Below are 20,655 nucleotides of genomic sequence, written 5' to 3' on the forward strand. Positions count from 1 at the left end.
CCGCTGCCGCTGCCGTGCCGGAAGTGAATCATGTTCTCGAAACCGCGTCGAGACCGGCCTTTTTCAGCAGCCTGTTAAGGGCGAACTGCCGGGCGAGACCATGCCGGGCAGCAAGCGCGGTGATCCCGGCGGTCCCGGGCACCGCCAGGGTCGTCGGCCATGCGAAATGGCGGATCGATCCGAAGGCCCTCGTGGGCACCGGCCTCGTCGTCTCCCGAGCCTGCGCCGCGTACGGGCGGCTGCGGCGGTTCCGCTTCGGATCTGGCCGCACCGGCGGGGCCAATGCGTTCTTGACAGCGCCCCGCCGCGCCGCCGATGGTTCCGCCGACCGGTCCGGGGCCGCGCGTGTCGCGACGCGGGCCCGGCCACGCGACCCCGCGACATGACGTCGGGGCAGGCGGGGCCTTGCGCGGCGACCGGCGCGGCGACCGGCGCGGCGACGAATGACGGGGACGGAACGAACACGAAGATCACCAGACCGATGCCCCGGACCACCGACGCGAAGGCACCAGTTCCAGATATTCCAAGGGCGGATCCACCGCCGAACACCACGGAGGAAACCATGCGACTCACGACCACGACAGCGCTTGCAGGCCTGCTTGCCCTCGGGCTGGGGGCGGCGGCCGGCGCGCAGACCACCACCCTGCGGATCCAGAACCACCAGGCCCCCGAGTCGACCTCGGGCCGCATGATCGCCGACTTCGTCGAGAACGTGCAGCGCATGTCCGACGGCGAGATCCAGATCGAGATGTTCTACTCCTCCGCCGTCGTCGCCTCGGCCGAGACCTTCGACGCCGCCGCCGACGGCATCCTCGACTGCGACATGACCAACGGCTCGTACCAGACCGGCAAGAACCCGGCGTTCCAGTTCGTCGCCGACACCATGGGCGGCTACGACACGCCGCTGCAGTACCAGGCCTGGGTGAACGTCGGCGGCGGCAAGGAGCTGATCAACGAGCTCTATTCCGAATACGGCATGACCTTCATCGGCGCCCACGTCGGCGGCCAGGAATCGCTGAACTCGACCAAGCCGATCGCCGGCCCCGAGGATCTGAAGGACTGGAAATTCCGCTCGCCGCCGGGGATGGAATCCGAGATCTTCGCCGAACTGGGCGCCTCGCCGATTGTGATGGACTTCACCGAGATCTTCACCGCGCTCGAGACCGGCATCATCGACGGCGCCGACGCCTCGTCGCTGGCGGTGAATGTCGGCCTGGGGATCTACGACATCGCCAAGCACACCACCTATCCGGGCTTCCACTCGATGTCCTCGGACCAGCTGGCCTGCCGCACCGACGTATGGGAATCGCTGCCCGACGCGCACAAGGCGATCATCGAGTCGGCCGAGAAGGTGCTGGCGTTCGACCTGATGATGGCCACCCTGGTCGAGAACGGCGAGGCGCTGTCGGCGCTGCCCGAAAAGGGCGTGACCATCTACGACTGGTCGGCCGAGGACCGCGCCGCGTTCCGCACCGCCGCGCAGACCACCTGGGAGGAGTGGGCCGAGCGCACGCCCGAGACCCGCAAGTTCGTCGAAAGCCACAAGGCGTTCATCGAGCGCATCGGCCTCGGCGACTGAGCCGACCCGACCGCCGCCCGGCCGGTGCCGGGCGGCGGCCTAACCCGGTCTTAACCCCCGCGCGCCGATAACCGGACCGAACCGGCTCGGAGGGGGCATGACACGATCGATTTCGAACCCGCGGCGGCGCGGACCGCCGCCAGCCGCCGCACCGGCGCAGGCCGCGACCGTGCTGCGGCCGGCAGCGGCCGGGGCGCCGCGCGGCGAGCGCGACGCCGAGGCGTCGATGCGCGCCGAGATCGGCGCCGCCGTGCGCGTGATCCGCAACCTGCCGCGGCTGATGCGCGACGATCTGAGCACCGCGCCGCCGCATGTGCGCACCGCCGCCGAAGCGTCGCTGGACGCGTTCGCGGCGCAAGCCGACCGGATCGAGTCGGCGCTGCGCCGGCACGGCGATCTGTCGGCGCTGGAGGCCGCGCCCGGCACGCCGGAGCCGGACGCCGCCGCCGCGATCGGCCACATCGCCGCCATGCGCGGCCTGGCCACCGGCCGGCGGGTCGCGGTCGACGCGACGATCCCGGCGCTGCGCCTGGACCGCGCCCTTCTGTCGGCGGCGGTGAACGCGCTGATCGACGCCGGGCTCGACGCCACCCGCGCCAGCCCGGGCAGCGCGCTGACCTTGCGGGTGCTGACACGGCGGGACCGGGTGCGGCTGTCGGTGCTGCACGATGTCGCGCCGCCGGCCGAGCCGGATCGCGCGGCGCTGTTCACCGGACCGCACGCGGGACCGGCGATGGTCCACCTGTGGCAACTGGCGGCCCGGACGGGCGCACTGCTTGAGCTGGGGCCCGGCCCGGGCGGCGGCGGCACCCGCATCACCCTCGAGCTGCCGGACCGCGCCGGATGACGTGGCGGCGGACCGGCGCCGGCGCTGCACAATGCAATGGTCAAGCCGCGGCGGGGGCGATATAAAACCCGCCATGATCACGATTACCACGACGGACGCGCTTACAGAATTCTGCGGGCGCGCGACCGGCCAGCCATTCGTCACGGTCGATACCGAGTTCCTGCGCGAGCGCACCTACTACGCCCAGCTCTGCCTCGTGCAGCTGGCCCTTCCCGGCGACGCCGAGGGCGACGCGGTGCTGGTCGACACCCTGAGCGAGGGGCTGGACCTGGCGCCGCTGTGGGCGCTGTTCGCGGACCCCGCCATCGTCAAGGTGTTCCATGCCGCGCGGCAGGACCTGGAGATCTTCTTCCACGCCTCCGGCCGGATCCCGACGCCGCTGTTCGACACCCAGGTCGCGGCGATGGTCTGCGGCTATGGCGAGCAGGTCGGCTACGAGACGCTGGTGCGCAAGATCTGCCAGACCGGCGTCGACAAGTCGTCGCGCTTCACCGACTGGAGCCGCCGGCCGCTGAGCGAGAAGCAGAAGGCCTATGCGCTGGCCGACGTCACCCACCTGCGGCAGATCTATCTGACGCTGGCGCAGCAGCTGGCCGAAAACGGCCGCGCCGCCTGGCTGCAGGAGGAACTGGCCGCGCTGACCAGCCCCGAGACCTACACGATGCGGCCCGAGGACGCCTGGAAGCGGGTCAAGACACGGTCGAACTCGCCGCGGTTCCTGGCCGTGGTGCAGGCGCTGGCCGCGCTGCGCGAGCGGCTGGCGCAAAGCCGCGACATCCCGCGCAACCGGGTGTTCAAGGACGACGTGATCGTGGAACTGGCGGCGACCCGGCCGACCCGGCCCGAGGATCTGGGAAAATCCCGCCTGCTGCAGCGCGACGCCCGGCGCGGCGAGCTTGCCGACGCCATCCTCGCCGCGGTCCAGGGCGCGATGGAACTGCCCAAGGACCAGCTGCCCAGCGTTCCCGAGCCGAGGGTGCGCAAGCCCGGGCAGGAGGCGCTGTCGGACCTGCTGCGCGTGCTGCTGAAGGCGCGCGCCGATGCCGCCGGCGTCGCGCAGAAGCTGATCGCGACCAGCTCGGACCTGGACGACATCGCCAGCGGCGAGGAATCGCATGTGCTGTCGGGCTGGCGCCACGAGGTGTTCGGCGCCGACGCGCTGCGCCTGCGCGCCGGCGCCATTGCCCTGTCCGCCGACGGCGACAAGGTGCGCATCGTCGAGATCTGACGCGCGCCCGGCGGCCGCGTCAGCGACGCAGGTCGACGGTACCGGTGCGCGACAGCACGCGGAAGCCGCGGATCTCGTCCAGCGCGGCATCGGGCACGAACACCGCCGCCGTCAGCAGCCGCGAGCGCGCCGGACCGACCGGCGCCTCGCCCGGCGGCGGCAGCGCCCGGAACGCGTAGGTGACGATGCCGTCGGCGTCGGGCGCGCCGCGGTTCGCCGCGACCAGCGCCGCGCCGTAGTAGCCCTGGGTCGGCGCGACCGAACTGGCGCGCAGGATCACGCCGCGCAGCGCCGGCTCGGGCACCACCTCGGCCAGGCTGTCGACCAGCACCGAGCCGTCCGCCGCCACCGTGGCCGCGACCTGCTCCACCGACAGCCCGCGCGAGGACACCGCCACCGCGCCCGCGTCGCGCGTATCGCCCCCGCCGAACCCGAGCCAGGAACAGCCCGTCAGGCCCATGACCGCAAGCACCGCAACCCAACGCATCCTTTTCCTCCCGGAAATCAACTCCATGTCCGGTGTACTGAAGCCCTGCCGCGTTGAAAAGCCGCGACTGGACGCGCGCGGCGCGAAGTCTTACCTAAGAGGCAGAAAATGCCGGAGCGCAGCGCCATGACCGCCAGTTTCGACGAGATCGCCGACAACTTCGCCTTCCTCGACGAGTGGGAGGACCGCTACCGCTATGTCATCGAGCTGGGCAAGGAGATGCCGCCGCTCGACGAGACGCAGAAAGTGCCCGCCACCAAGGTCGAGGGCTGCGCCAGCCAGGTCTGGCTGGTGCCGCGGGTCGACGGCGACGGGCAGGGCGCGCGGATCAGCTTCGACGGCGACAGCGACGCGCTGATCGTGCGCGGGCTGATCGCGATCCTGCGGGCGCTCTACAACGGCCGCACCGCCGCCGAGATCGCCGGCATCGACGCCCATGCCCGGCTGGGCGAGCTGGGGCTGCAGCAGCATCTGTCGGCACAGCGATCGAACGGGCTGCGGGCGATGATCGGCCGCGTCGAGGCGATCGCCGCGCAGGTGCGGGAAGCCGCGTGAGAACCGGTCTCGAGGCGCTGCTGGCGCGCCGCGACTGGCTGCTGGCCGACGGCGCCACCGGCACCACGCTGTTCGACATGGGGCTGCAGGCGGGCGATGCGCCCGAGCTGTGGAACCTGGACGCGCCGGAGCGGATCCGCGCGCTCTACCAGGGCGCGGTGGATGCGGGCTGCGATCTGTTCCTGACCAACAGCTTCGGCGGCACCGCGGCGCGGCTGAAGCTGCACCATGCCGAGGACCGGGTGCACGAGCTGAACCGCGCCGCCGCCGCTCTGGCGCGCGAGGTGGCCGACGCCGCCGACCGGCCGCTGGTGGTCGCCGGCTCGATGGGCCCGACCGGCGAAATCTTGGAGCCGGTCGGCAGCCTGCCGATCCAGGACGCCGCGGCGATGTTCGAGGCGCAGGCGCGCGGCCTGCTCGACGGCGGCGCGGACGTGTTGTGGGTCGAGACCATCTCCGCCCCCGAGGAGTTGCGCGCCGCGGCGCTGGCGGTCGGCCGCACCGGCGCGCCCTGGTGCTGCACAATGAGTTTCGACACCGCCGGGCGCACGATGATGGGCGTGACCTCGGCCGACATGGTGGCGCTGGTGGCGGACCTGGCGCCGCCGCCGCTGGCGTTCGGCGCGAACTGCGGCGTCGGCGCCTCGGATCTGCTGCGCACGGTGCGCGGCATGTCCGCGGCCGGGGCGCGGATGCCGCTGATCGCCAAGGGCAACGCCGGCGTGCCGCGCTTCGTCGACGGACATGTGCACTACGACGGCACGCCCGCGCTGATGGCGGACTATGCCGAGCTGGCGCTGGCCTGCGGCGCGCGAATCATCGGCGGCTGCTGCGGCACCGGGCCGGCGCACCTGGCGGCTATGCGCGTGCGGCTCGAGGCGCTGGACGGGGCGGGGGAGTTGCCCGCGCTCGACCAGATCGCGGCGCGGCTGGGGGCGTTCTCGTCCGACGGCGACGGCACCGGCGCGCCGGCCCAAGCGCGTCCCCGGCGGCGGCGGCGGGGCTAGAACAACGACAGCTGCTCGCCCGGCCGCGGCGGCACCCGGAACAGATCGCGGCGCAGCGCCGGCAGTTGCCGCGACAGGCCGGTGCGGCCCAGCGCCACCGCGAACCGCTTCGCCAGCAGATCGGCCCACAGCCCCTGGCCGCGCATCCGCCGGCCCCATTCCGGGTCGTAGTCGCGGCCGCCGTGCAGCTCCCGCACCCGGCCCATCACCCGGCGGGCGCGGTCGGGATAGACCTCCTCGAGCCACTCGCGGAACAGCGGCGAGACCTCGAGCGGCAGCCGCAGCACGATGTAGCTGGCCGCCGTGGCGCCGGCGTCCGCGGCGGCCTGCATCAGCGATTCCAGCTCGTGGTCGGTCAGCCCCGGCACCACCGGGGCGATCATCGCCCGCACCGGGATCCCGGCCTCGGCCAGCAGCCCGATGCTGCGCAGCCGGTGCGCGGGCGCGGCGGCGCGCGGCTCCATCCGCCGGCTGAGCTTCGGATCCAGCGTGGTCAGCGACACGCCGACGTGCGCCAGCCCGTCGGCCGCCATCTCGGCCAGCAGCCCCAGGTCGCGCCGGATCAGCGCGCCCTTGGTGACGATCGACACCGGGTGGCGGAACGCGTTCAGCACCTCCAGCACGCCGCGCATGATCTGCAGCCGCTGTTCGACCGGTTGGTAGGGGTCGGTGTTGGTGCCGATGGCGATCACGTCGGGCCGGTAGCGCCGCGCCGACAGCGCCTTGCGCAGCAGTTCGGGCGCGCGCGGCTTGGAGAACAGCCGGGTCTCGAAATCCAGCCCCGGCGACAGGCCCAGATAGGCGTGCGAGGGCCGGGCGAAGCAGTAGATGCAGCCATGCTCGCAACCCCGGTACGGGTTGATCGAGCGGTCGAACGGGATATCGGGCGAGGTGTTTCGCGCCAGGATGCTGCGGCTGCCGTCCTCGGTCACCTGGGTGCGCACCTGCGGCTCCGGCTCCCGGCCCCAGCCGTCGTCCGCGTGCAGGCGGCGGTGCGGCTCGAACCGGCCGGGGGCGTTGGACAGCGCGCCGCGGCCGCGCGCGGCGCCGGGCAGGACCCGATCTGATTCGACCTTCGACATGCCGGAACAAGAACATAAAGTGAACAAAAGCGCCAGACCGGCGGCCGCCGGGTGCCGGCGTCGCCGGCGGACGGTTCCGCGTCGCAAATCGGCCACCCGCCGGGGCGCAATTCATGTCACGCCAAAAGGAACGGTAGCGCGGCCACAGGCGGAGACCCGGAGCATGTCAGACGAAGGCGACGACATCGTCCTCGGCGAGCTCGACGACGACGAGCTGGTGCAGCAGATGCACGACGACCTCTACGACGGTCTGAGGGACGAGATCGTGGAGGCGGTGCACATCCTGCTGGACCGCGGCTGGCAACCCTACGACGTGCTGACCAGGGCGCTGGTCGAGGGCATGCGCATCGTCGGCATCGATTTCCGCGACGGCATCCTGTTCGTGCCCGAGGTGCTGCTGGCGGCGAACGCGATGAAGGCGGGCATGGGGATCCTGAAGCCGCTGCTGATCGAGACCGGCGCGCCGCGGCTGGGCCGGATGGTGATCGGCACGGTCAAGGGCGACATCCACGACATCGGCAAGAACCTGGTGTCGATGATGATGGAGGGCGCCGGCTTCGAGGTGATCGACCTGGGCATCAACAACCCGGTGGAGACCTACCTCGAGGCGCTGGAGCGCGAACAGCCCGATATCCTGGGCATGTCGGCGCTGCTGACCACCACGATGCCGTACATGAAGGTGGTGATCGACACGCTGGTCGAGAAGGGGCTGCGCGAGGACTACATCGTGCTGGTCGGCGGCGCGCCGCTGAACGAGGAGTTCGGCCGCGCGATCGGCGCCGACGCCTACTGCCGCGACGCCGCCGTCGCGGTCGAGACCGCCAAGGAATTCATGGCCCGCAAGCACAACCAGCCCGTCGCCGCGGGCTGAGCCGCCGCCGGATCAGCGCGCCACCGCGGCGCGCCGGTCCATGCCGCGCACGCCCTGCGCGATCCGCGCCACGTGCAGCACCGTGCCCGATATCCAGCCCAGCCACCAGGGATGCTCGCGCAGCACGTCCAGCAGCAGCACGATCCGCGGCGTCTCGGCCCGGTTGATCGCGGCGTGCATGTAGGTGTCGTCCCACAGCAGGTCGTCGCCGGTGCGCAGGTAGTGGGTATTGCCGTCGATCTGCAGCTCGGCCGAGGTGCGGCCCTCGCCCAGATCCTCGACCAGATAGGCCAGGTGGTAGCGCCAGACGCCCTTCCACGGGCCGCGGTGCGGCCGCAGGTGCTTGCCGCCCGGAAACACCGACACCGTGGCCGAGACCACGCGCGGGTTGCGCCGCAGGAAATCCGCCATCAGCGGCATCTGTGCCAGGTTCGCCCGGTAGTCGTAGCTGTAGGCGCGCAGCGCGACCATCTTCCAGGGGATCCTGTCGTGCTCGTAGAAGGTGGTCTGCTCGGGCATGATCTCGTGGTTCGCCGGCAGGTCGCGGCCGGTGGCCACCGCCAGCGCCTCGGCGCGGAACGCATCGAAGTTGGCACGCAGTTCGGCGGCGGCGGGGAACGCCGCCAGCAGATCCTCCGCCACCGCCGGGGTCGGGAACGCCCGCTCGTAGGGCCTGCGCATCAGCTCGCGCCAGAACCGGTAGCCCCACGGCCCGTACTTGACCATCTTGCGCAGGCGTTTCTTCAGCTTCATCGCGTTCTCCCGGGGCTGCCCGCTCCCTGTCTACCCGATCCCTCGCGCCGGTAAAGATGGCGTGTGCGCGTCGGCCATGCGCTGCCGCGGCACCCGCAGGGCATTGCATCGCGCCGCCGGCGAACACACACTGCGCCGAGGCTGCAGGAGGGCGCACCATGCGCTTGCGCGACGAGGTGCTGGCGGAACGCGGACTGGATCTCAGGCAGGGCGCGGCGCCGCTGCTGCTGATCGCCTGCGGTGCGCTGGCGCGCGAGATCCTGGCGCTGCGCGCGGCGAACGGCTGGACGCACATGGACCTGCAGTGCCTGCCGGCGAAGCTGCACCTGACCCCGGACCGGCTGCCGGACGCGGTCGCGGCCGCGGTGGCCGAGGCGCGCGGCCGCTACGAGCGGATCTTCGTGGTCTACGCCGACTGCGGCACCGGCGGGCTGCTGCAGGCGCGCTGCGCGCAGCTGGGCGTCGAGATGGTGCCGGGCCCGCACTGCTACAGCTTCTTCGACGGCAACGACGCCTTCGCCGCCCGCGCCGAGGACGAGGTGACCAGCTTCTACCTGACCGATTTCCTGGTGCGCCAGTTCGACGCCTTCGTCTGGCGGCCGATGGGGCTCGACCGGCACCCGGAGCTGCGCGACATGCTGTTCGGCAACTACGAGCGCCTGGTCTACCTGGCGCAGACCCGCGAACCGGCGCTGGAGGCGCAGGCGCGGGACGCGGCGCGCCGGCTGGGGCTGGAATACCGCTACCGCTTTACCGGCTACGGCGATCTGGCGACGGAACTGGCGCAGCGGGCCTGACCCGCCGCGCCCGGTTCGCGCCGGGATCCGCGCCCGGATTCGTGACTGCGGCCTAGATGTATTCCGCCCGGACCAGCCCGTACTTCGCCATCTTCTCGTTCAGCGTCCGGCGGGGCAGGGCCAGTTCCTCCATCACCGCCGAGACGGCGCCGCGGTTCCGGCGCAGCGAGTTGTCGATCAGCATCTTCTCGAACGCCTCGACATGCTCGCGCAGCGGCTTCTCGACCATGATGTTCGGCGTCGCGTTCGGCATCGCCGCGCCCTCGTCCAGCAGGTTGGCGATGCCTTCCTCGCCGCGGCGCTTCTGCAGCACCGCGCGCTCGGCCACGTTCATCAGCTGGCGGATGTTGCCCGGCCACTGCGCCTGGATCAGCCGCGCCGCATCCTCGGCCGAGACCTCGGGCGGCTCGCAGCCGTAGTCCTCGGCGAAGCGGGCGCAGAAGCGGTTGAACAGCAGCAGGATGTCCTCGCCGCGGTCGCGCAGCGGCGGCGTCGACAGGTGCAGCGCGCCGAGGCGGAAGAACAGCTCGTCGCGCAATTCCTCGGGCGGGGTGTCGGTCGAGGTGATCTGGCTGGAGATCGAGATGATGTGCAGGTTCCGCGGCGCCTGCTCGACGTCGGCGGTCTCGCCGCGGCGCAGCTCGGACACCAGCCGGGCCTGCAGCGCGTCGGGCAGGCATTCGATGTGCTCCAGGCACAGCGTGCCGCCGTCCGAGGCCTCGATCGCCGGCCGGTCCTCCGGTTCGGTCGAGGGTCCGAACAGGATTTTCTCCATCTCTTCGGCCGGATGTGCGGCGCAATTCAGGTAGACGTAAGGCTTGCCCTTGCGCGGGCCGCAGGCGTGCAGCGCGTGCGCGATCAGCGATTTGCCGGTGCCGCTTTCGCCGGTGATCAGCACATGGCCGTCGGCCTGCGCCAGGTCGAGGATCGACTCGCGCAGCTTCTCGATCACATGGCTCGAGCCGACCAGCCGGCGCAGCAGCATCGAGCCGTCGGTCATCTCGCGCCGCAGGTTGCGGTTGTCCAGCGTCAGGCGGCGGGTGACCGAGGCGCGGCGCACCATCTCGGCCAGGCGCTCGGGGTCGAACGGCTTCTCGATGAAGTCGTAGGCGCCGGAGCGCATCGCCTCGACCGCCAGGCTGACGTCGCCGTGGCCGGTGATCAGGATCACCGGCAGGCCGGCATCGATGCTCTGCAGGCGGCGCAGCAGCGCCATGCCGTCCATGCCGGGCATGCGGATGTCCGAGATCACCACGCCCTGGAAATCGGCGCGGATCGCCTTCAGCGCGGCCTCGCCCGAGTCGAAGCTGGCCGGGTCGTAGCCGGACAGGTTCAGCCACTGGGCGATCGAGCCGCGCATGTCGGCCTCGTCGTCGACGATGGCGACGGGTGTCTTGCTGTTCATGGTTCCCTCACTCCGCGGCTTGCGCGGCGCGGGCGTCGGCCCGCGGCAGGCGCAATTCGAATATGGCCCCCTGCGGCTCGGCGTTGCGCGCCAGCAGGCGGCCGCCGAGCTCCTTGGCGATGCCGGCGGAGATCGCCAGCCCCAGGCCGACGCCCTCGCCGGGTTTCTTGGTGGTGTAGAACGGCTCGAACAGGGCGTCCGGATCCTTGATCCCGTGGCCGTTGTCGCGCACCGACAGCGAGACCTGCCGCCCCTGCACGACCAGAAGGTCGATCATCGGCTGCTCCTCGTCCGTCACCGCCTCGAGCGCGTTGCGCAGCAGGTTGACGATGATCTGGTCCAGCCGCACCGGGTCGGCAAGCACCCGGACCGGCACGTTGGGCATGGTCTTGCGGATCTCGACCTGGGTCTGGCCGAGCTGCGGCGCCATCATCGACAGGCTGCCCTCGACGGCGTCGCGGATGTCGACCTCGACCAGCGTGTCGGCGCCCTTGCGGGCGTAGCTCTTCATCTGCCGGGTGATCTTCCCCATCCGCTCCAGCAGGTCGTCGATGCGGTGGAACGAGCTCAGCGCCTCGTCGATGCGGTCGCGCTGCAGCAGCAGGCGGGCGCCGGCGAGATAGGTGCGCATCGCCGCCAGCGGCTGGTTCAGCTCGTGGCTGACGGCGGCCGACATCTGCCCGATCGCGGCCAGTTTCGACGCCTGTTCCAGGCTCTGTTCGGCGACCTCGAGGTTGCGCTCGGCCTTCTGCCGCTCCTCGATCTCGTTGCTGAGGCGGGCGTTGAGCAGCCGCAGCTGGTCGGACTCCTCGGCGATCAGCCGGGATTGCTGCTGCAGCTGCTTGTTGGCGAGGAACAGCAGCCCGGCCATCAGCAGCGCCAGCACCAGCCCCTCCAGCGCCAGATAGCCGATCACCTTGGTGCGCACTTCCTGCAGCGTGGCGAAGAACGTCAGCCGCCAGCCGCGGAAGCCGGTCTTGATCTCGGTGCGCAGCAGCTGCTGGCCGTCCATGAACACATAGGGGTTGTCCTCGGCGGTGTCCCGGTACTGGACGCTGAACGCCTGGCGCAGGTTCGACGGCGGCGGCTCGGACGCCAGCACGTTGGTCAGCGTGTTGTTGCGCCATTCGGGGCGCGAGGCCAGCACGATCCGGTCCGAGGCGTCGGTCACCGCGACCATGTCGTTGCGGTTGCGCCAGCTCATCTCGACGATGCGCATGTCGACCTCGACCGCGACCACGCCGATGGCGTTCGGCCCGTCGGTCACCTTGCGGGCGTAATGGAAGCGGATGTCGCCGCCGTTGTCCTCGCCGGTGACGGTGAAGATCGTCGCCTGGTCGCGCAGGGCGGTGTTGAAGAACGGCTGCTCGGCCATCGCCGCGCCCAGCTCGCGCCGCTCGGAGCTGGCGACGACGCGGCCCTGCTGGTCGAGCAGCAGGATGCGCTCGACGTTGATGTCCTCGGCCACCTCGATCAGCCGCTGCGAGGTGTTGGTGTAGTCCTTGCTCTGCAGCGCGGTGATCAGCACCGGGTCGCGCGCCAGCAGCTGCGGCACCAGCGACTGCTGGCGCAGCAGGGTGACCATGTTGCCGGAGTAGAGCGCCGCGCGCAGCTGGCTTTCGGCGCGCAGCGACTCCGAGAAGCGCAGCGTCAGCCAGTGGTTCGACGCCAGCATCAGCGCGATCGACAGCACCAGCAGCACCCCGGCGGCGATCCGCATCCGGGGCGACATGCTGGTCCTCAGCTTGTGAATGCGCAGGCTGTCCTGGCGCGCCGTCTGGTTCATGTACAAAGGCTAGGCCGAAGGCGTTGGGGCGGCAAGGGGACCCGGGCACGCGCGCGGTCAGGCGCCGATGCGCGCCGCCGCCGCGATCGAGTCGAACAGCGCGGTGCCGTCGGTGCCGCCAAGCACCGGATCCACGGCCCGTTCGGGGTGCGGCATCATGCCCAGCACCCGGCGGTTGCCGGACAGCACGCCGGCGATGTCGGCGGTCGAGCCGTTCGGGTTGTCGCGATAGGTGAAGGCGATGCGGTCCTCGCCGCGCAGCCGCTCCAGCAGCGCGGCGTCGGCGACGTAGTTGCCGTCGTGGTGCGCGACCGGAACGGTCAGCGCCTGGCCGCGGGCGTAGGCGCTGGTGAACACGCTGTCGGCGGTCGCCACTTCCAGCGTCACGTCGCGGCAGACGAAGGTCAGCCCGGCGTTGCGCATCAGCGCGCCCGGCAGCAGCCCGGCCTCGATCAGCACCTGGAAGCCGTTGCACACGCCCAGCACATGGCCGCCCCTATTGGCGAACGCCACGACCGCGCGCATCACCGGCGCCTGCGCGGCGATGGCGCCGCAACGCAGGTAGTCGCCGAACGAAAAGCCGCCGGGGATCGCCACCAGGTCCAGTCCCTGCGGAAGGGCGGCATCCTTGTGCCAGACCATCTGCGGCTTGCGGCCGGTGGCCTGCTCCAGCGCCACGGCCATGTCGCGGTCGCAGTTCGAGCCCGGAAACACGATGACGGCGGTTTTCATGCGTCGAACCTCGTGATGACGGCCACGCCGGGGGCGGTCGGCCCGTTGAACGCGCGCAGCTCGGCCGAGGCGTCCGACAGCGCCACTTCGCGGCCGATCAGCGGCGACAGGTCGACGGCGCCCGAGCGGATCAGGTTGAACAGCGGCGGATAGGCCCGCGTCGGCATCCCGCGCGAGCCGTACAGCGCCAGGTTGCCCATGTAGACCGCGCTCATGTTGATCTCCATGCGCGCGGTGTGGCCGACCGGCATGCCGACCTGCACGTGCCGGCCCAGCGGCCGCAGGCATTCCAGCGAGGCGTTCGCCACCGCCGGATGCCCCAGCGCCTCGATCGAGACATGGGCGCCGCCGCCGGTGATCTCGCGGATCGCCTCGGCGGTGTTCTCGGTCTTGGCGTTGACCGCCGCATCGGTGCCCAACTGCCTGGCGTGGTTCAGTTTTTCGTCAACGATGTCGACCACGACCACGCGCGCGCCCAGCGCCTTGCCCAGCAGCATCGCCGACAGGCCGATGCCGCCGGTGCCATGCACCGCCAGCCATTCGCCGGGGTGCAGGTTGGCGCGCCCGGTCAGCGCGTGCCAGGCGGTGGTGACGCGGCAGCCCAGCCCCGCCGCCAGCACCGGCGACATGTCCTCGGGCAGCAGCGACAGGTTGTGATCGCGCGGCACGGCGATCAGGTCCGCGAACGCGCCCGGCTCGATGAACCCCGGCAGGCGCTGGTCGGCACAGGTGTTCTGCTCGCCGGCGCGGCAGGCGGGGCAGGTGCCGCAGGACAGGATGAACGGCGCGATCAGCCGGTCGCCGATCCGGTGGGTTGCCCGCGGCCCGGCGGCGATCACCTCGCCGCAGTATTCATGGCCGGGGATCTGCGGCGGCTTCACCCGCGGATGCTCGCCGACCCAGCCATGCCAGTCCGAGCGGCAGATGCCGCAGGCGAGGGTCCTGAGCACGACGCCGTCCTCGGGCACCTCGGGATCGGGCAGCGACTGGATTTCCAGATCCGCGTTGTATTCGACCATCACCGCGGCGCGCATCCTACAGCAGCTCCACCCGGAAATCCTCGATCACCGTGTTGGCCAGCAGCTTCTCGCACATCTCGCGCAGCCTGGCCTCGGCCTCGTCCCTCGAGGCGGCGTCCAGCTCGACGTCCAGCAGCTTGCCCTGGCGCACGCCGTGCACGCCGTCGAACCCCATCGCGCCCAGCGCGTGGCGCACCGCCTCGCCCTGGGGGTCGAGAACGCCCTGCTTGAGGGTCACGTAAATCCTTGCCTGCATCGTCCTCACTGCACCAGTTTCGGGCCCTTGGTGGTCGCGCCGTTGCGAGGCAGCACGCCCAGCCGCCGCGCGACCTCGGTATAGGCTTCGGACAGGTCGCCCAGCTCGTGGCGGAACACGTCCTTGTCCAGCTTGCGGCCGCTCTGGATGTCCCACAGGCGGCAGCTGTCGGGGCTGATCTCGTCGGCGACGATCAGGCGCTGGAAATCGCCCTCGAACACGCGGCCGACCTCGATCTTGAAATCGACCAGCTTGATGCCGACGCCGTACATCAGGCCCGACATGTAGTCGTTGACGCGCAGCGCCAGCGCGATCATGTCGTCGATGTCCTGCTGGCTGGCCCAGTTGAAGGCGATGATGTGCTCTTCGGTGACCATCGGGTCGCCCAGCGCGTCGTCCTTCAGGTAGAACTCGATGATCGGGCGCGGCAGCTCGGTGCCCTCGTTCATGCCCAGGCGCTTGGCCATGCTGCCGGCGGCGACGTTGCGCACGACGACCTCGAGCGGGATGATCTCGACCATCCGCACCAGCTGCTCGCGCATGTTCAGGCGGCGGATGAAGTGGTTGGGTACGCCGATCTGGCTCAGACCGGTCATGAAGAATTCCGACATGCGGTTGTTGAGGACGCCCTTGCCCTCGATCACCGCGTGCTTCTCGGCATTGAAGGCGGTCGCGTCGTCCTTGAAGTACTGGATGAGCGTGTCGGGCTCCGGCCCCTCATAGAGGATCTTGGCCTTGCCTTCATAGATCATGCGGCGGCGTGCCATTGAAGTGCTCCGATGCGGTGAAGTGCGCGCAGCTATAGGGCAGGGGCGGTCGGGGAGCAAGGGGACTTGCGTGCGCGGCCCGGGCGCGCCGGGCCTGCGGCAACATGGGCCGCCGGCGCGCCGCCGCCACTGGTGCATCGGGCGATTCTTCCCGATATATGAAGGATCACAGGCGCTACCGGCCTGGACGGCCACAGGAGAGACAGATGACGACCTTCGACGATCGGGAACGGGCCTTCGAGAACAAGTACGCCCACGACGCCGAGATGCAGTTCAAGGCCGAGGCACGGCGCAACAAGCTGCTGGGCCTGTGGGCGGCAGAGTTGCTGGGCAGGCGCGGCGAGGAGGCCGACGCCTATGCGCGCGAGGTGATCAAGGCGGATTTCCTGGAGGCCGGTCACGAGGACGTGGTGCGCAAGGTCTCGGGCGATCTGGGCGAGATGGCCTCGGACGAGGAGGTGCGCGAGAAGATGGCGCAACTGCTGGTGCTCGCCAAGGAACAGATCATGACCGAGGCCGGCGACTGAAGCAGCCGGCCCGGTCGCCGGGGCCGACGTTGCCGGATCCGCTGTGCGGACCGGCCGCCGGCCCCGGCCGCGGGTCCGGTCAGGTGCCGAAGCTGACCACGCCGCAGGCGATCCGGCCGCCGGCGCCGGCATCCTCGCCATAGCTGTCCGGGTTCTCGTGCACGATCACCGCGGTGCCGTCGTCGTCGTTCAGCGTCGCCTCGCCGCTGGTCTCGAGCGTGACGTCGGTGGTGAACATGTCGGCCTTCGCGGCGCCGTCGGCGCCGACCCAGATGTTGGTCAGATCGCCGGCGTGGTGCGCGCCCCCGGTCAGCAGCCCGTGGCCCGCGTCGGCGGGGTTGTAGTGATCCCCGGCGGCGGCGAAGTCCGGCTCGCAGCTGCCGGTCTGGTGCAGGTGGAAGCCGTGCCAGCCCTCGGGCAGGCCCTGAAGTTCCGCGCGCACCAGCACCCCGTGGCCGCTTTCGGTGAAGGTCACGGTGCCGACCGGATTGCCGTCGGCATCGGTCATCTCGGCGCTCGCACCCGGCGACTGCGCCGCGACGGGCGCGGCCAGCAGCAGGACGATGGCGGTGGCAGCAGTCAGGCGTGGCATCGGTAGTCCTCCCCTTGCCTTGAATGGCGGGTGCACGATAGCACCCGGCAGCCCAACGTGGGAAAGGCCGATTTGATCCGCCGCGCGGTCAGCCGTCGCCGAACACCCGGGCGAAGATCGTGTCGACGTGCCTGGTGTGGTAGCCGAGGTCGAACTTGTCCTCGATCTCGGCCGGGGACAGGGCCGCCGTCACCTCGGCGTCTGCCTTGAGTTCTTCCATGAAATCGGCGCCCTGTTCCCACACCTTCATGGCGTTGCGCTGCACCAGCCGGTAGGCGTCCTCGCGGCTGACGCCCTTCTGCGTCAGCGCCAGCAGCACCCGCTGCGAGTGCACCAGCCCGCGGAACCTGTTCATGTTGGCGATCATGTTGTCGGGATAGATCACCAGCCTGTCGATCACCTGCGTCAGCCGCGCCAGCGCGAAGTCCAGCGTCACCGTGGCGTCCGGGCCGATGTTGCGCTCGACCGAACTGTGCGAGATGTCCCGCTCGTGCCACAGCGCGACGTTCTCCATCGCCGGCACCACGGTCATGCGCACCAGCCGGGCGAGACCGGTCAGGTTCTCGGTCAGCACCGGGTTGCGCTTGTGCGGCATCGCCGAACTGCCCTTCTGCCCCTTCGAGAAGAACTCCTCGGCCTCAAGCACCTCGGTGCGCTGCATGTGGCGGATCTCGGTGGCGACGTTCTCGATGCTGCTGGCAACGACGCCCAGCGCGGCGAAGAACGCGGCGTGCCGGTCGCGCGGGATCACCTGGGTGCTGATCGGCTCGGGCGCCAGACCCAGCTTCTCGCAGACATGCGCCTCGACCGCCGGGTCGATGTTGGCGAAGGTGCCGACGGCGCCCGAGATCGCGCCGGTGGCGATTTCCTTGCGAGCGGTTTCAAGACGTTCGCGGTTGCGCTTCATCTCGGCATGGAAGCGCGCGAAGGTCAGGCCCATGGTCGTCGGCTCGGCGTGGATGCCGTGGCTGCGGCCGATGCGGATCGTGTCCCTGTGCTCCAGCGCGCGGCGCTTCAGCGCCTCCAGCAGGCCGTCCATGTCGGCCAGCAGGATGTCGGCGGCGCGGACAAGCTGCACGTTGAAGGTGGTGTCCAGCACGTCCGAGCTGGTCATGCCCTGATGCACGAAGCGGGCTTCCTCGTTGCCGATGATCTCGGCCAGGTGGGTCAGGAAGGCGATGACGTCGTGCTTGGTGGTACGCTCGATCTCGTCGATCCGGTCGACGTCGAACTCGACGTCCCTGGCCTTCCAGACCGCCTCGGCCGACGCTTTCGGGATCACGCCCAGTTCGGCCTGCGCGTCGCAGGCGTGGGCCTCGATCTCGTACCAGATGCGGAACTTTGTCTGGGGTGACCAGATGGCGACCATGTCGGGGCGGGAATAGCGCGGGATCATCGGCGGGCCTTTCGTAACGGACGCGCGCTCTGATAGGGCAGGGGCATGAGCGTGACAAGCCTTGCCGACTTCCGGGGCCTGTGGTCCCTGTCCCGCCGCATCGAGGATGCGCGCGCGGGCGCGGTGCTGACGCTGACCGGCACCGCGCGCTTCGCCGACGACGGGCACGGGCTGACCTGCGACGAGGCCGGCACGCTGGTCCGTCCCGGCCAGCCGCCGATGGCGGCGACGCGGCGCTACCTGTGGCGGCAGGAAGGCGGGCGCATCCGGGTGCTGTTCGCCGACGGCCGGCCGTTCCACGACTTCGCCCCGGGCGCGTCGGCGCGGGCCGCGCACGCCTGCGCGCCGGATGCCTATGCGGTCGCGTACGACTTTTCGCACTGGCCGGCGTGGCGCGCGGAGTGGACCGTGCGCGGCCCGCGCAAGGATTACGTCATGCGCAGCCACTACCGCCCGGCGGGCTGATTGCGGCTTGCACTGCGAAGTCCGCTCGTGCCAAATCCCCGCAAAGACAACCGGACGAGGGGAAGACATGGCAATCGCGACAACCGACAAGGTGCTGGCCGATCTGGGTCCGGCGCACGGCACGGGTCTGTGGGTCAAGCGCGCGGTGCTGGTTGCCGCCGGCATCGCGGCGATGGCGCTGGCGGCGAAGATCCGCGTGCCGATGTGGCCGGTGCCGGGCACGATGCAGACCTTCGTGGTGCTGTCGGTCGGCGCCGCCTACGGGCTGCGGCTGGGGCTGGCGACGATGCTGGGCTACCTGCTGATCGGCGCGTTCGGCTACGACGTGTTCACCGGCTCGTCGGCGACCTCGAACGGGCTGGCCTACATGGCCGGACCGACCGGCGGCTACCTGGTGGGCTTCGTCGCCGCCGCCGGCGTGATGGGCTGGCTGGCGCGCCGCGGCTGGGACCGCTCGTTCGCGCGCATGGCCGCGGCGATGCTGGTCGGCAACGTCATCGTCTATGCCTTCGGCGTGCCGTGGATGGCGCAGCTGTTCCTGGCCGAAAGGGGCTGGGAGTGGGTGATGACCTGGGGCATGACCAACTTCCTGGTGTTCGACGCGCTGAAACTGGCGCTGGCGGCGATGCTGTTCCCGGTGCTGTGGCGGCTGGTGGGCACCGCCCGCGGCTGAGCCCGGCGCCGGTGTGCAGACAAGGGGGCGTCCCGTCGGGGCGCCCAATTTCCGTTCAGCCGGCCAGCGCCCACAGGTCGTGGTGGTGCTCGTTCATCGGGTGCCGCTCGACCCCCAGCACGCCCTGGCGGTGGTGCAGGAACAGCTCGCGCCAGTACGGCTGGATGATGGCGCCGTCGGCGATCAGCAGCCGCGCCATCTCGGCCATGTGCGGCTGCCGGGCCACCGGGTCGGGCTCGGCCTGCGCCCGCGCCAGCGCGGCGTCGAACGCCGGGTCGGCGAAGCCGGTCTCGTTCCAGGCGCTGCCCGAGGCGTAGCCCAGCGCCATGTTCTGCACCCCCAGCGGGCGCATGTTCCACTGCGTGCAGCTGAACGGGTGCCGCGCCCAGCCGGGCCAGAAGCTGTCGCCGTCGAGCAGTTGGCGCTGCGCCCGGATGCCGGCGTCGCGCAGCTGCGCGACCACCGCGTCGGCGCTGGCGCGGGTCCAGTCGTCGTCCACCGCCAGCAGCTCGTGCTCGAAATCCTGCGCGCCGGCCGCCTGCATCAGCGCCAGCGCCGCCGAAGGATCGCCGGGCGGGGCGGCGACCCCGGCGTGGTCCGGGTGCATCGGCCCGACATGCTGGTTCTCGGCGGGCAGGCCCAGCCCGGCATAGCCCAGTTCCAGGATCGTCGGGTTGTCGACCGCCAGCGCCAGCGCACGCCGCACCCGCGCATCGCGGTAGGGCGCGGGGCCGGTGTCGCGGTTGGCGCGCGCGACCAGCGTCGCGCCGGACAGCACGCTGCTGCGCTCCAGCCCCATCGTGTCGAACAGCTCGACGTAGATGCCGGTGGTCTCGTGCACCATGTCGATGGCGTCAGCCTCGAAGGCGGCGACGAAATCCGACGGGTCGGTGCCGAGGTCGAGGTAGTCGATCCGCGCCAGCGCCACCGCGCCGCCCCACCAGCCGGGCCGCCGCACCAGCGAGGCCGAGACCCCCGGCGTCACGCTTTCCAGCGCGTAGGGGCCGGTGCCGACGGTGCCGGGGCCGACCCCGGCCGCCGGGTCGAAGTCGCGGTGCACGATCAGCGCCGGATAGTCGGCCATCCCCGCCATCAGGGTGACGTCGGGGACCGACAGGTGCAGCCGCACGGTCAGCGCGTCGACCTGCTCGACCGCGTCCGGGCGCAGGCGCCCGGTGTCCGGATCGGCCAGCGCCGCCATCCGCGCCGCCATCGAGTTGCCGGGAACCGAGGCGTCGGCCCAGCGCGCCACGTTGAAGGCGACGTCGGCGGCGGTGAACGGGTCGCCGTTCGACCAGCGCACGCCGGGGCGCAGGTGCAGCGTGTAGCGGCGCGCGTCCTCCGACAGCTCCCACGCGCGCAGCAGCCACGGCTCCAGCGTGAAGTCATGGGTGTAGCGCACCAGGTTCTCGAGCGTGCCGCGCGCCACGTTGGCCTTCTCGGACCAGTCGAACAGCCGCGGATCGTCCAGCGGCAGCACCTTCATCTGGCAGCGCAGCGCGGCCGCGGGCGCGGCCTCGTTCGTGTCCTGGGCGCGGGCGCGGCGCGGCGCCGGCAGGCCCAGCAGCGCGTGCGCCGCCGCGGCGCCGGTGCCCAGCGCCGTGACCCCGGCCAGGAACTCGCGCCGGCCGATCAGACCGCTGCGCAGCGCCCGCAGATGTGCCCGCAGGGCGGAACGGGGCGGGACGGGGCGGGGCGGGGCGGGTCGGGCCATGGCGCGGGTCCTTTCGGCTGGGCGCGTGCGCGAAAGCCGGGCGCCGGGGCGGGTGCGGCACCCTGCCTTCCCCTTGTCCCACACCGGGCCGGTCCGCGCAACGCGACCGGCGGGCGG

Annotated in this window: 23 protein-coding genes; 11 read left to right on the top strand and 12 right to left on the bottom strand. The window is 71.0% G+C overall.

Features of this window, described 5'->3' with window-relative positions; translation table 11 throughout:
- The 4 genes from GE300_RS23245 to rnd all read left to right on the top strand — a co-directional run.
- Positions 1 to 386, top strand: a 386-nt coding sequence (locus GE300_RS23245; protein ID WP_233417157.1) for a hypothetical protein, incomplete at its 5' end; no start/stop codon positions are given.
- Positions 387 to 562: 176 nt separating this feature from the next.
- The gene (locus GE300_RS17595) at positions 563 to 1,579 is read left to right on the top strand and encodes a TRAP transporter substrate-binding protein (RefSeq protein WP_154448491.1); all 1,017 of its coding nucleotides are present in this window, start codon (positions 563 to 565) and stop codon (positions 1,577 to 1,579) included.
- A gap of 97 nt (positions 1,580 to 1,676) precedes the next feature.
- Complete coding sequence (locus GE300_RS17600) at positions 1,677 to 2,426, top strand: hypothetical protein (protein ID WP_154448493.1); 750 nt, start codon at positions 1,677 to 1,679, stop codon at positions 2,424 to 2,426.
- 73 nt (positions 2,427 to 2,499) lie between these two features.
- Positions 2,500 to 3,654, top strand: coding sequence for a ribonuclease D (gene rnd / locus GE300_RS17605; protein ID WP_154448495.1), 1,155 nt, complete (start codon positions 2,500 to 2,502; stop codon positions 3,652 to 3,654).
- Between the two features lie 19 nt (positions 3,655 to 3,673).
- Here rnd and GE300_RS17610 read toward each other — a convergent pair whose 3' ends face one another.
- Positions 3,674 to 4,141 (bottom strand): hypothetical protein, encoded by a 468-nt coding sequence (locus tag GE300_RS17610; RefSeq protein WP_154448497.1) that lies wholly within the window; start codon positions 4,139 to 4,141, stop codon positions 3,674 to 3,676.
- A gap of 108 nt (positions 4,142 to 4,249) precedes the next feature.
- On the opposite strand from GE300_RS17610, the gene GE300_RS17615 reads away from it, so the two are divergent.
- Positions 4,250 to 4,696: a SufE family protein gene (locus tag GE300_RS17615; RefSeq protein ID WP_233417158.1), complete on the top strand. Its 447-nt coding sequence runs from the start codon at positions 4,250 to 4,252 to the stop codon at positions 4,694 to 4,696.
- Entirely contained in the window at positions 4,693 to 5,703 is a 1,011-nt protein-coding gene (gene bmt, locus GE300_RS17620) for a betaine--homocysteine S-methyltransferase (RefSeq protein WP_325063303.1), read from the top strand. The genes GE300_RS17615 and bmt overlap by 4 nt, the downstream gene beginning before the upstream one ends.
- On the opposite strand, the gene GE300_RS17625 is transcribed toward bmt, so the two are convergent.
- Positions 5,700 to 6,785, bottom strand: a complete 1,086-nt coding sequence (locus GE300_RS17625; protein ID WP_154448501.1) for a PA0069 family radical SAM protein — start codon at positions 6,783 to 6,785, stop codon at positions 5,700 to 5,702. The genes bmt and GE300_RS17625 overlap by 4 nt on opposite strands.
- Positions 6,786 to 6,948: 163 nt before the next feature.
- Here GE300_RS17625 and GE300_RS17630 point away from each other — a divergent pair, with 163 nt between their 5' ends.
- A complete protein-coding gene (locus GE300_RS17630; protein ID WP_154448503.1) occupies positions 6,949 to 7,656 on the top strand; it encodes a corrinoid protein in 708 nt (235 codons plus the stop codon).
- A 12-nt stretch (positions 7,657 to 7,668) separates the two neighbouring features.
- On the opposite strand, the gene GE300_RS17635 is transcribed toward GE300_RS17630, so the two are convergent.
- Entirely contained in the window at positions 7,669 to 8,409 is a 741-nt protein-coding gene (locus GE300_RS17635; protein ID WP_154448505.1) for an aspartyl/asparaginyl beta-hydroxylase domain-containing protein, read from the bottom strand.
- 158 nt (positions 8,410 to 8,567) lie between these two features.
- Between GE300_RS17635 and GE300_RS17640 the strand changes: the two genes are divergently transcribed.
- Positions 8,568 to 9,206, top strand: coding sequence for a DUF1638 domain-containing protein (locus tag GE300_RS17640; protein ID WP_154448507.1), 639 nt, complete (start codon positions 8,568 to 8,570; stop codon positions 9,204 to 9,206).
- A 52-nt stretch (positions 9,207 to 9,258) separates the two neighbouring features.
- Here GE300_RS17640 and GE300_RS17645 read toward each other — a convergent pair whose 3' ends face one another.
- From GE300_RS17645 to purC, 6 genes are read right to left on the bottom strand one after another with little or no spacing between them, the layout of a single operon-like run.
- Positions 9,259 to 10,611, bottom strand: coding sequence for a sigma-54-dependent transcriptional regulator (locus GE300_RS17645; protein WP_154448509.1), 1,353 nt, complete (start codon positions 10,609 to 10,611; stop codon positions 9,259 to 9,261).
- Positions 10,612 to 10,618: 7 nt separating this feature from the next.
- On the bottom strand, positions 10,619 to 12,397 hold the full coding sequence (locus tag GE300_RS17650; protein ID WP_233417159.1) for a sensor histidine kinase: 1,779 nt from the start codon (positions 12,395 to 12,397) through the stop codon (positions 10,619 to 10,621).
- A 57-nt stretch (positions 12,398 to 12,454) separates the two neighbouring features.
- Positions 12,455 to 13,129, bottom strand: coding sequence for a phosphoribosylformylglycinamidine synthase subunit PurQ (gene purQ / locus GE300_RS17655; RefSeq protein WP_154448511.1), 675 nt, complete (start codon positions 13,127 to 13,129; stop codon positions 12,455 to 12,457).
- Complete coding sequence (locus GE300_RS17660; protein WP_154448513.1) at positions 13,126 to 14,163, bottom strand: zinc-dependent alcohol dehydrogenase family protein; 1,038 nt, start codon at positions 14,161 to 14,163, stop codon at positions 13,126 to 13,128. Before GE300_RS17660 ends, purQ begins: the two co-directional genes overlap by 4 nt.
- A 1-nt stretch (position 14,164) precedes the next feature.
- Positions 14,165 to 14,404, bottom strand: coding sequence for a phosphoribosylformylglycinamidine synthase subunit PurS (gene purS, locus GE300_RS17665; RefSeq protein ID WP_154448515.1), 240 nt, complete (start codon positions 14,402 to 14,404; stop codon positions 14,165 to 14,167).
- A gap of 5 nt (positions 14,405 to 14,409) precedes the next feature.
- On the bottom strand, positions 14,410 to 15,171 hold the full coding sequence (gene purC, locus GE300_RS17670; protein ID WP_154448517.1) for a phosphoribosylaminoimidazolesuccinocarboxamide synthase: 762 nt from the start codon (positions 15,169 to 15,171) through the stop codon (positions 14,410 to 14,412).
- 206 nt (positions 15,172 to 15,377) lie between these two features.
- On the opposite strand from purC, the gene GE300_RS17675 reads away from it, so the two are divergent.
- Positions 15,378 to 15,698 (top strand): DUF1476 domain-containing protein, encoded by a 321-nt coding sequence (locus GE300_RS17675; protein WP_154448519.1) that lies wholly within the window; start codon positions 15,378 to 15,380, stop codon positions 15,696 to 15,698.
- A 79-nt stretch (positions 15,699 to 15,777) separates the two neighbouring features.
- Here the strand turns inward: GE300_RS17675 and GE300_RS17680 are convergent, their stop codons facing one another.
- Together GE300_RS17680 and purB are read right to left on the bottom strand one after the other, a co-directional pair.
- Positions 15,778 to 16,290: a superoxide dismutase family protein gene (locus GE300_RS17680; RefSeq protein ID WP_154448521.1), complete on the bottom strand. Its 513-nt coding sequence runs from the start codon at positions 16,288 to 16,290 to the stop codon at positions 15,778 to 15,780.
- A gap of 88 nt (positions 16,291 to 16,378) precedes the next feature.
- Complete coding sequence (purB, locus tag GE300_RS17685; RefSeq protein ID WP_154448523.1) at positions 16,379 to 17,686, bottom strand: adenylosuccinate lyase; 1,308 nt, start codon at positions 17,684 to 17,686, stop codon at positions 16,379 to 16,381.
- A 45-nt stretch (positions 17,687 to 17,731) separates the two neighbouring features.
- On the opposite strand from purB, the gene GE300_RS17690 reads away from it, so the two are divergent.
- The gene (locus GE300_RS17690) at positions 17,732 to 18,151 is read left to right on the top strand and encodes a DUF6314 family protein (RefSeq protein ID WP_154448525.1); all 420 of its coding nucleotides are present in this window, start codon (positions 17,732 to 17,734) and stop codon (positions 18,149 to 18,151) included.
- 67 nt (positions 18,152 to 18,218) lie between these two features.
- Complete coding sequence (locus GE300_RS17695; RefSeq protein ID WP_154448527.1) at positions 18,219 to 18,824, top strand: biotin transporter BioY; 606 nt, start codon at positions 18,219 to 18,221, stop codon at positions 18,822 to 18,824.
- Between the two features lie 55 nt (positions 18,825 to 18,879).
- Here GE300_RS17695 and GE300_RS17700 read toward each other — a convergent pair whose 3' ends face one another.
- Positions 18,880 to 20,538, bottom strand: coding sequence for an ABC transporter substrate-binding protein (locus tag GE300_RS17700; RefSeq protein WP_154448529.1), 1,659 nt, complete (start codon positions 20,536 to 20,538; stop codon positions 18,880 to 18,882).
- Between the last annotated feature and the right edge of the window lie 117 nt (positions 20,539 to 20,655).

It is taken from the genome of Halovulum marinum, assembly GCF_009697225.1.
GTDB classification, from domain to species: Bacteria; Pseudomonadota; Alphaproteobacteria; order Rhodobacterales; family Rhodobacteraceae; genus Halovulum; species Halovulum marinum.

Bases quoted from the DNA above. Each gene is read 5' to 3' on its own strand.
- GE300_RS17595 (WP_154448491.1), top strand. From the start codon at position 563: ATGCGACTCACGACCACGACAGCGCTTGCAGGCCTGCTTGCCCTCGGG.
- GE300_RS17600 (WP_154448493.1), top strand. From the start codon at position 1,677: ATGACACGATCGATTTCGAACCCGCGGCGGCGCGGACCGCCGCCAGCC.
- rnd (WP_154448495.1), top strand. From the start codon at position 2,500: ATGATCACGATTACCACGACGGACGCGCTTACAGAATTCTGCGGGCGC.
- GE300_RS17610 (WP_154448497.1), bottom strand. From the start codon at position 4,141: ATGCGTTGGGTTGCGGTGCTTGCGGTCATGGGCCTGACGGGCTGTTCC.
- GE300_RS17615 (WP_233417158.1), top strand. From the start codon at position 4,250: ATGCCGGAGCGCAGCGCCATGACCGCCAGTTTCGACGAGATCGCCGAC.
- GE300_RS17625 (WP_154448501.1), bottom strand. From the start codon at position 6,785: ATGTCGAAGGTCGAATCAGATCGGGTCCTGCCCGGCGCCGCGCGCGGC.
- GE300_RS17630 (WP_154448503.1), top strand. From the start codon at position 6,949: ATGTCAGACGAAGGCGACGACATCGTCCTCGGCGAGCTCGACGACGAC.
- GE300_RS17635 (WP_154448505.1), bottom strand. From the start codon at position 8,409: ATGAAGCTGAAGAAACGCCTGCGCAAGATGGTCAAGTACGGGCCGTGG.
- GE300_RS17640 (WP_154448507.1), top strand. From the start codon at position 8,568: ATGCGCTTGCGCGACGAGGTGCTGGCGGAACGCGGACTGGATCTCAGG.
- GE300_RS17645 (WP_154448509.1), bottom strand. From the start codon at position 10,611: ATGAACAGCAAGACACCCGTCGCCATCGTCGACGACGAGGCCGACATG.
- GE300_RS17650 (WP_233417159.1), bottom strand. From the start codon at position 12,397: ATGAACCAGACGGCGCGCCAGGACAGCCTGCGCATTCACAAGCTGAGG.
- purQ (WP_154448511.1), bottom strand. From the start codon at position 13,129: ATGAAAACCGCCGTCATCGTGTTTCCGGGCTCGAACTGCGACCGCGAC.
- GE300_RS17660 (WP_154448513.1), bottom strand. From the start codon at position 14,163: ATGCGCGCCGCGGTGATGGTCGAATACAACGCGGATCTGGAAATCCAG.
- purS (WP_154448515.1), bottom strand. From the start codon at position 14,404: ATGCAGGCAAGGATTTACGTGACCCTCAAGCAGGGCGTTCTCGACCCC.
- purC (WP_154448517.1), bottom strand. From the start codon at position 15,171: ATGGCACGCCGCCGCATGATCTATGAAGGCAAGGCCAAGATCCTCTAT.
- GE300_RS17675 (WP_154448519.1), top strand. From the start codon at position 15,378: ATGACGACCTTCGACGATCGGGAACGGGCCTTCGAGAACAAGTACGCC.
- GE300_RS17680 (WP_154448521.1), bottom strand. From the start codon at position 16,290: ATGCCACGCCTGACTGCTGCCACCGCCATCGTCCTGCTGCTGGCCGCG.
- purB (WP_154448523.1), bottom strand. From the start codon at position 17,686: ATGATCCCGCGCTATTCCCGCCCCGACATGGTCGCCATCTGGTCACCC.
- GE300_RS17690 (WP_154448525.1), top strand. From the start codon at position 17,732: ATGAGCGTGACAAGCCTTGCCGACTTCCGGGGCCTGTGGTCCCTGTCC.
- GE300_RS17695 (WP_154448527.1), top strand. From the start codon at position 18,219: ATGGCAATCGCGACAACCGACAAGGTGCTGGCCGATCTGGGTCCGGCG.
- GE300_RS17700 (WP_154448529.1), bottom strand. From the start codon at position 20,538: ATGGCCCGACCCGCCCCGCCCCGCCCCGTCCCGCCCCGTTCCGCCCTG.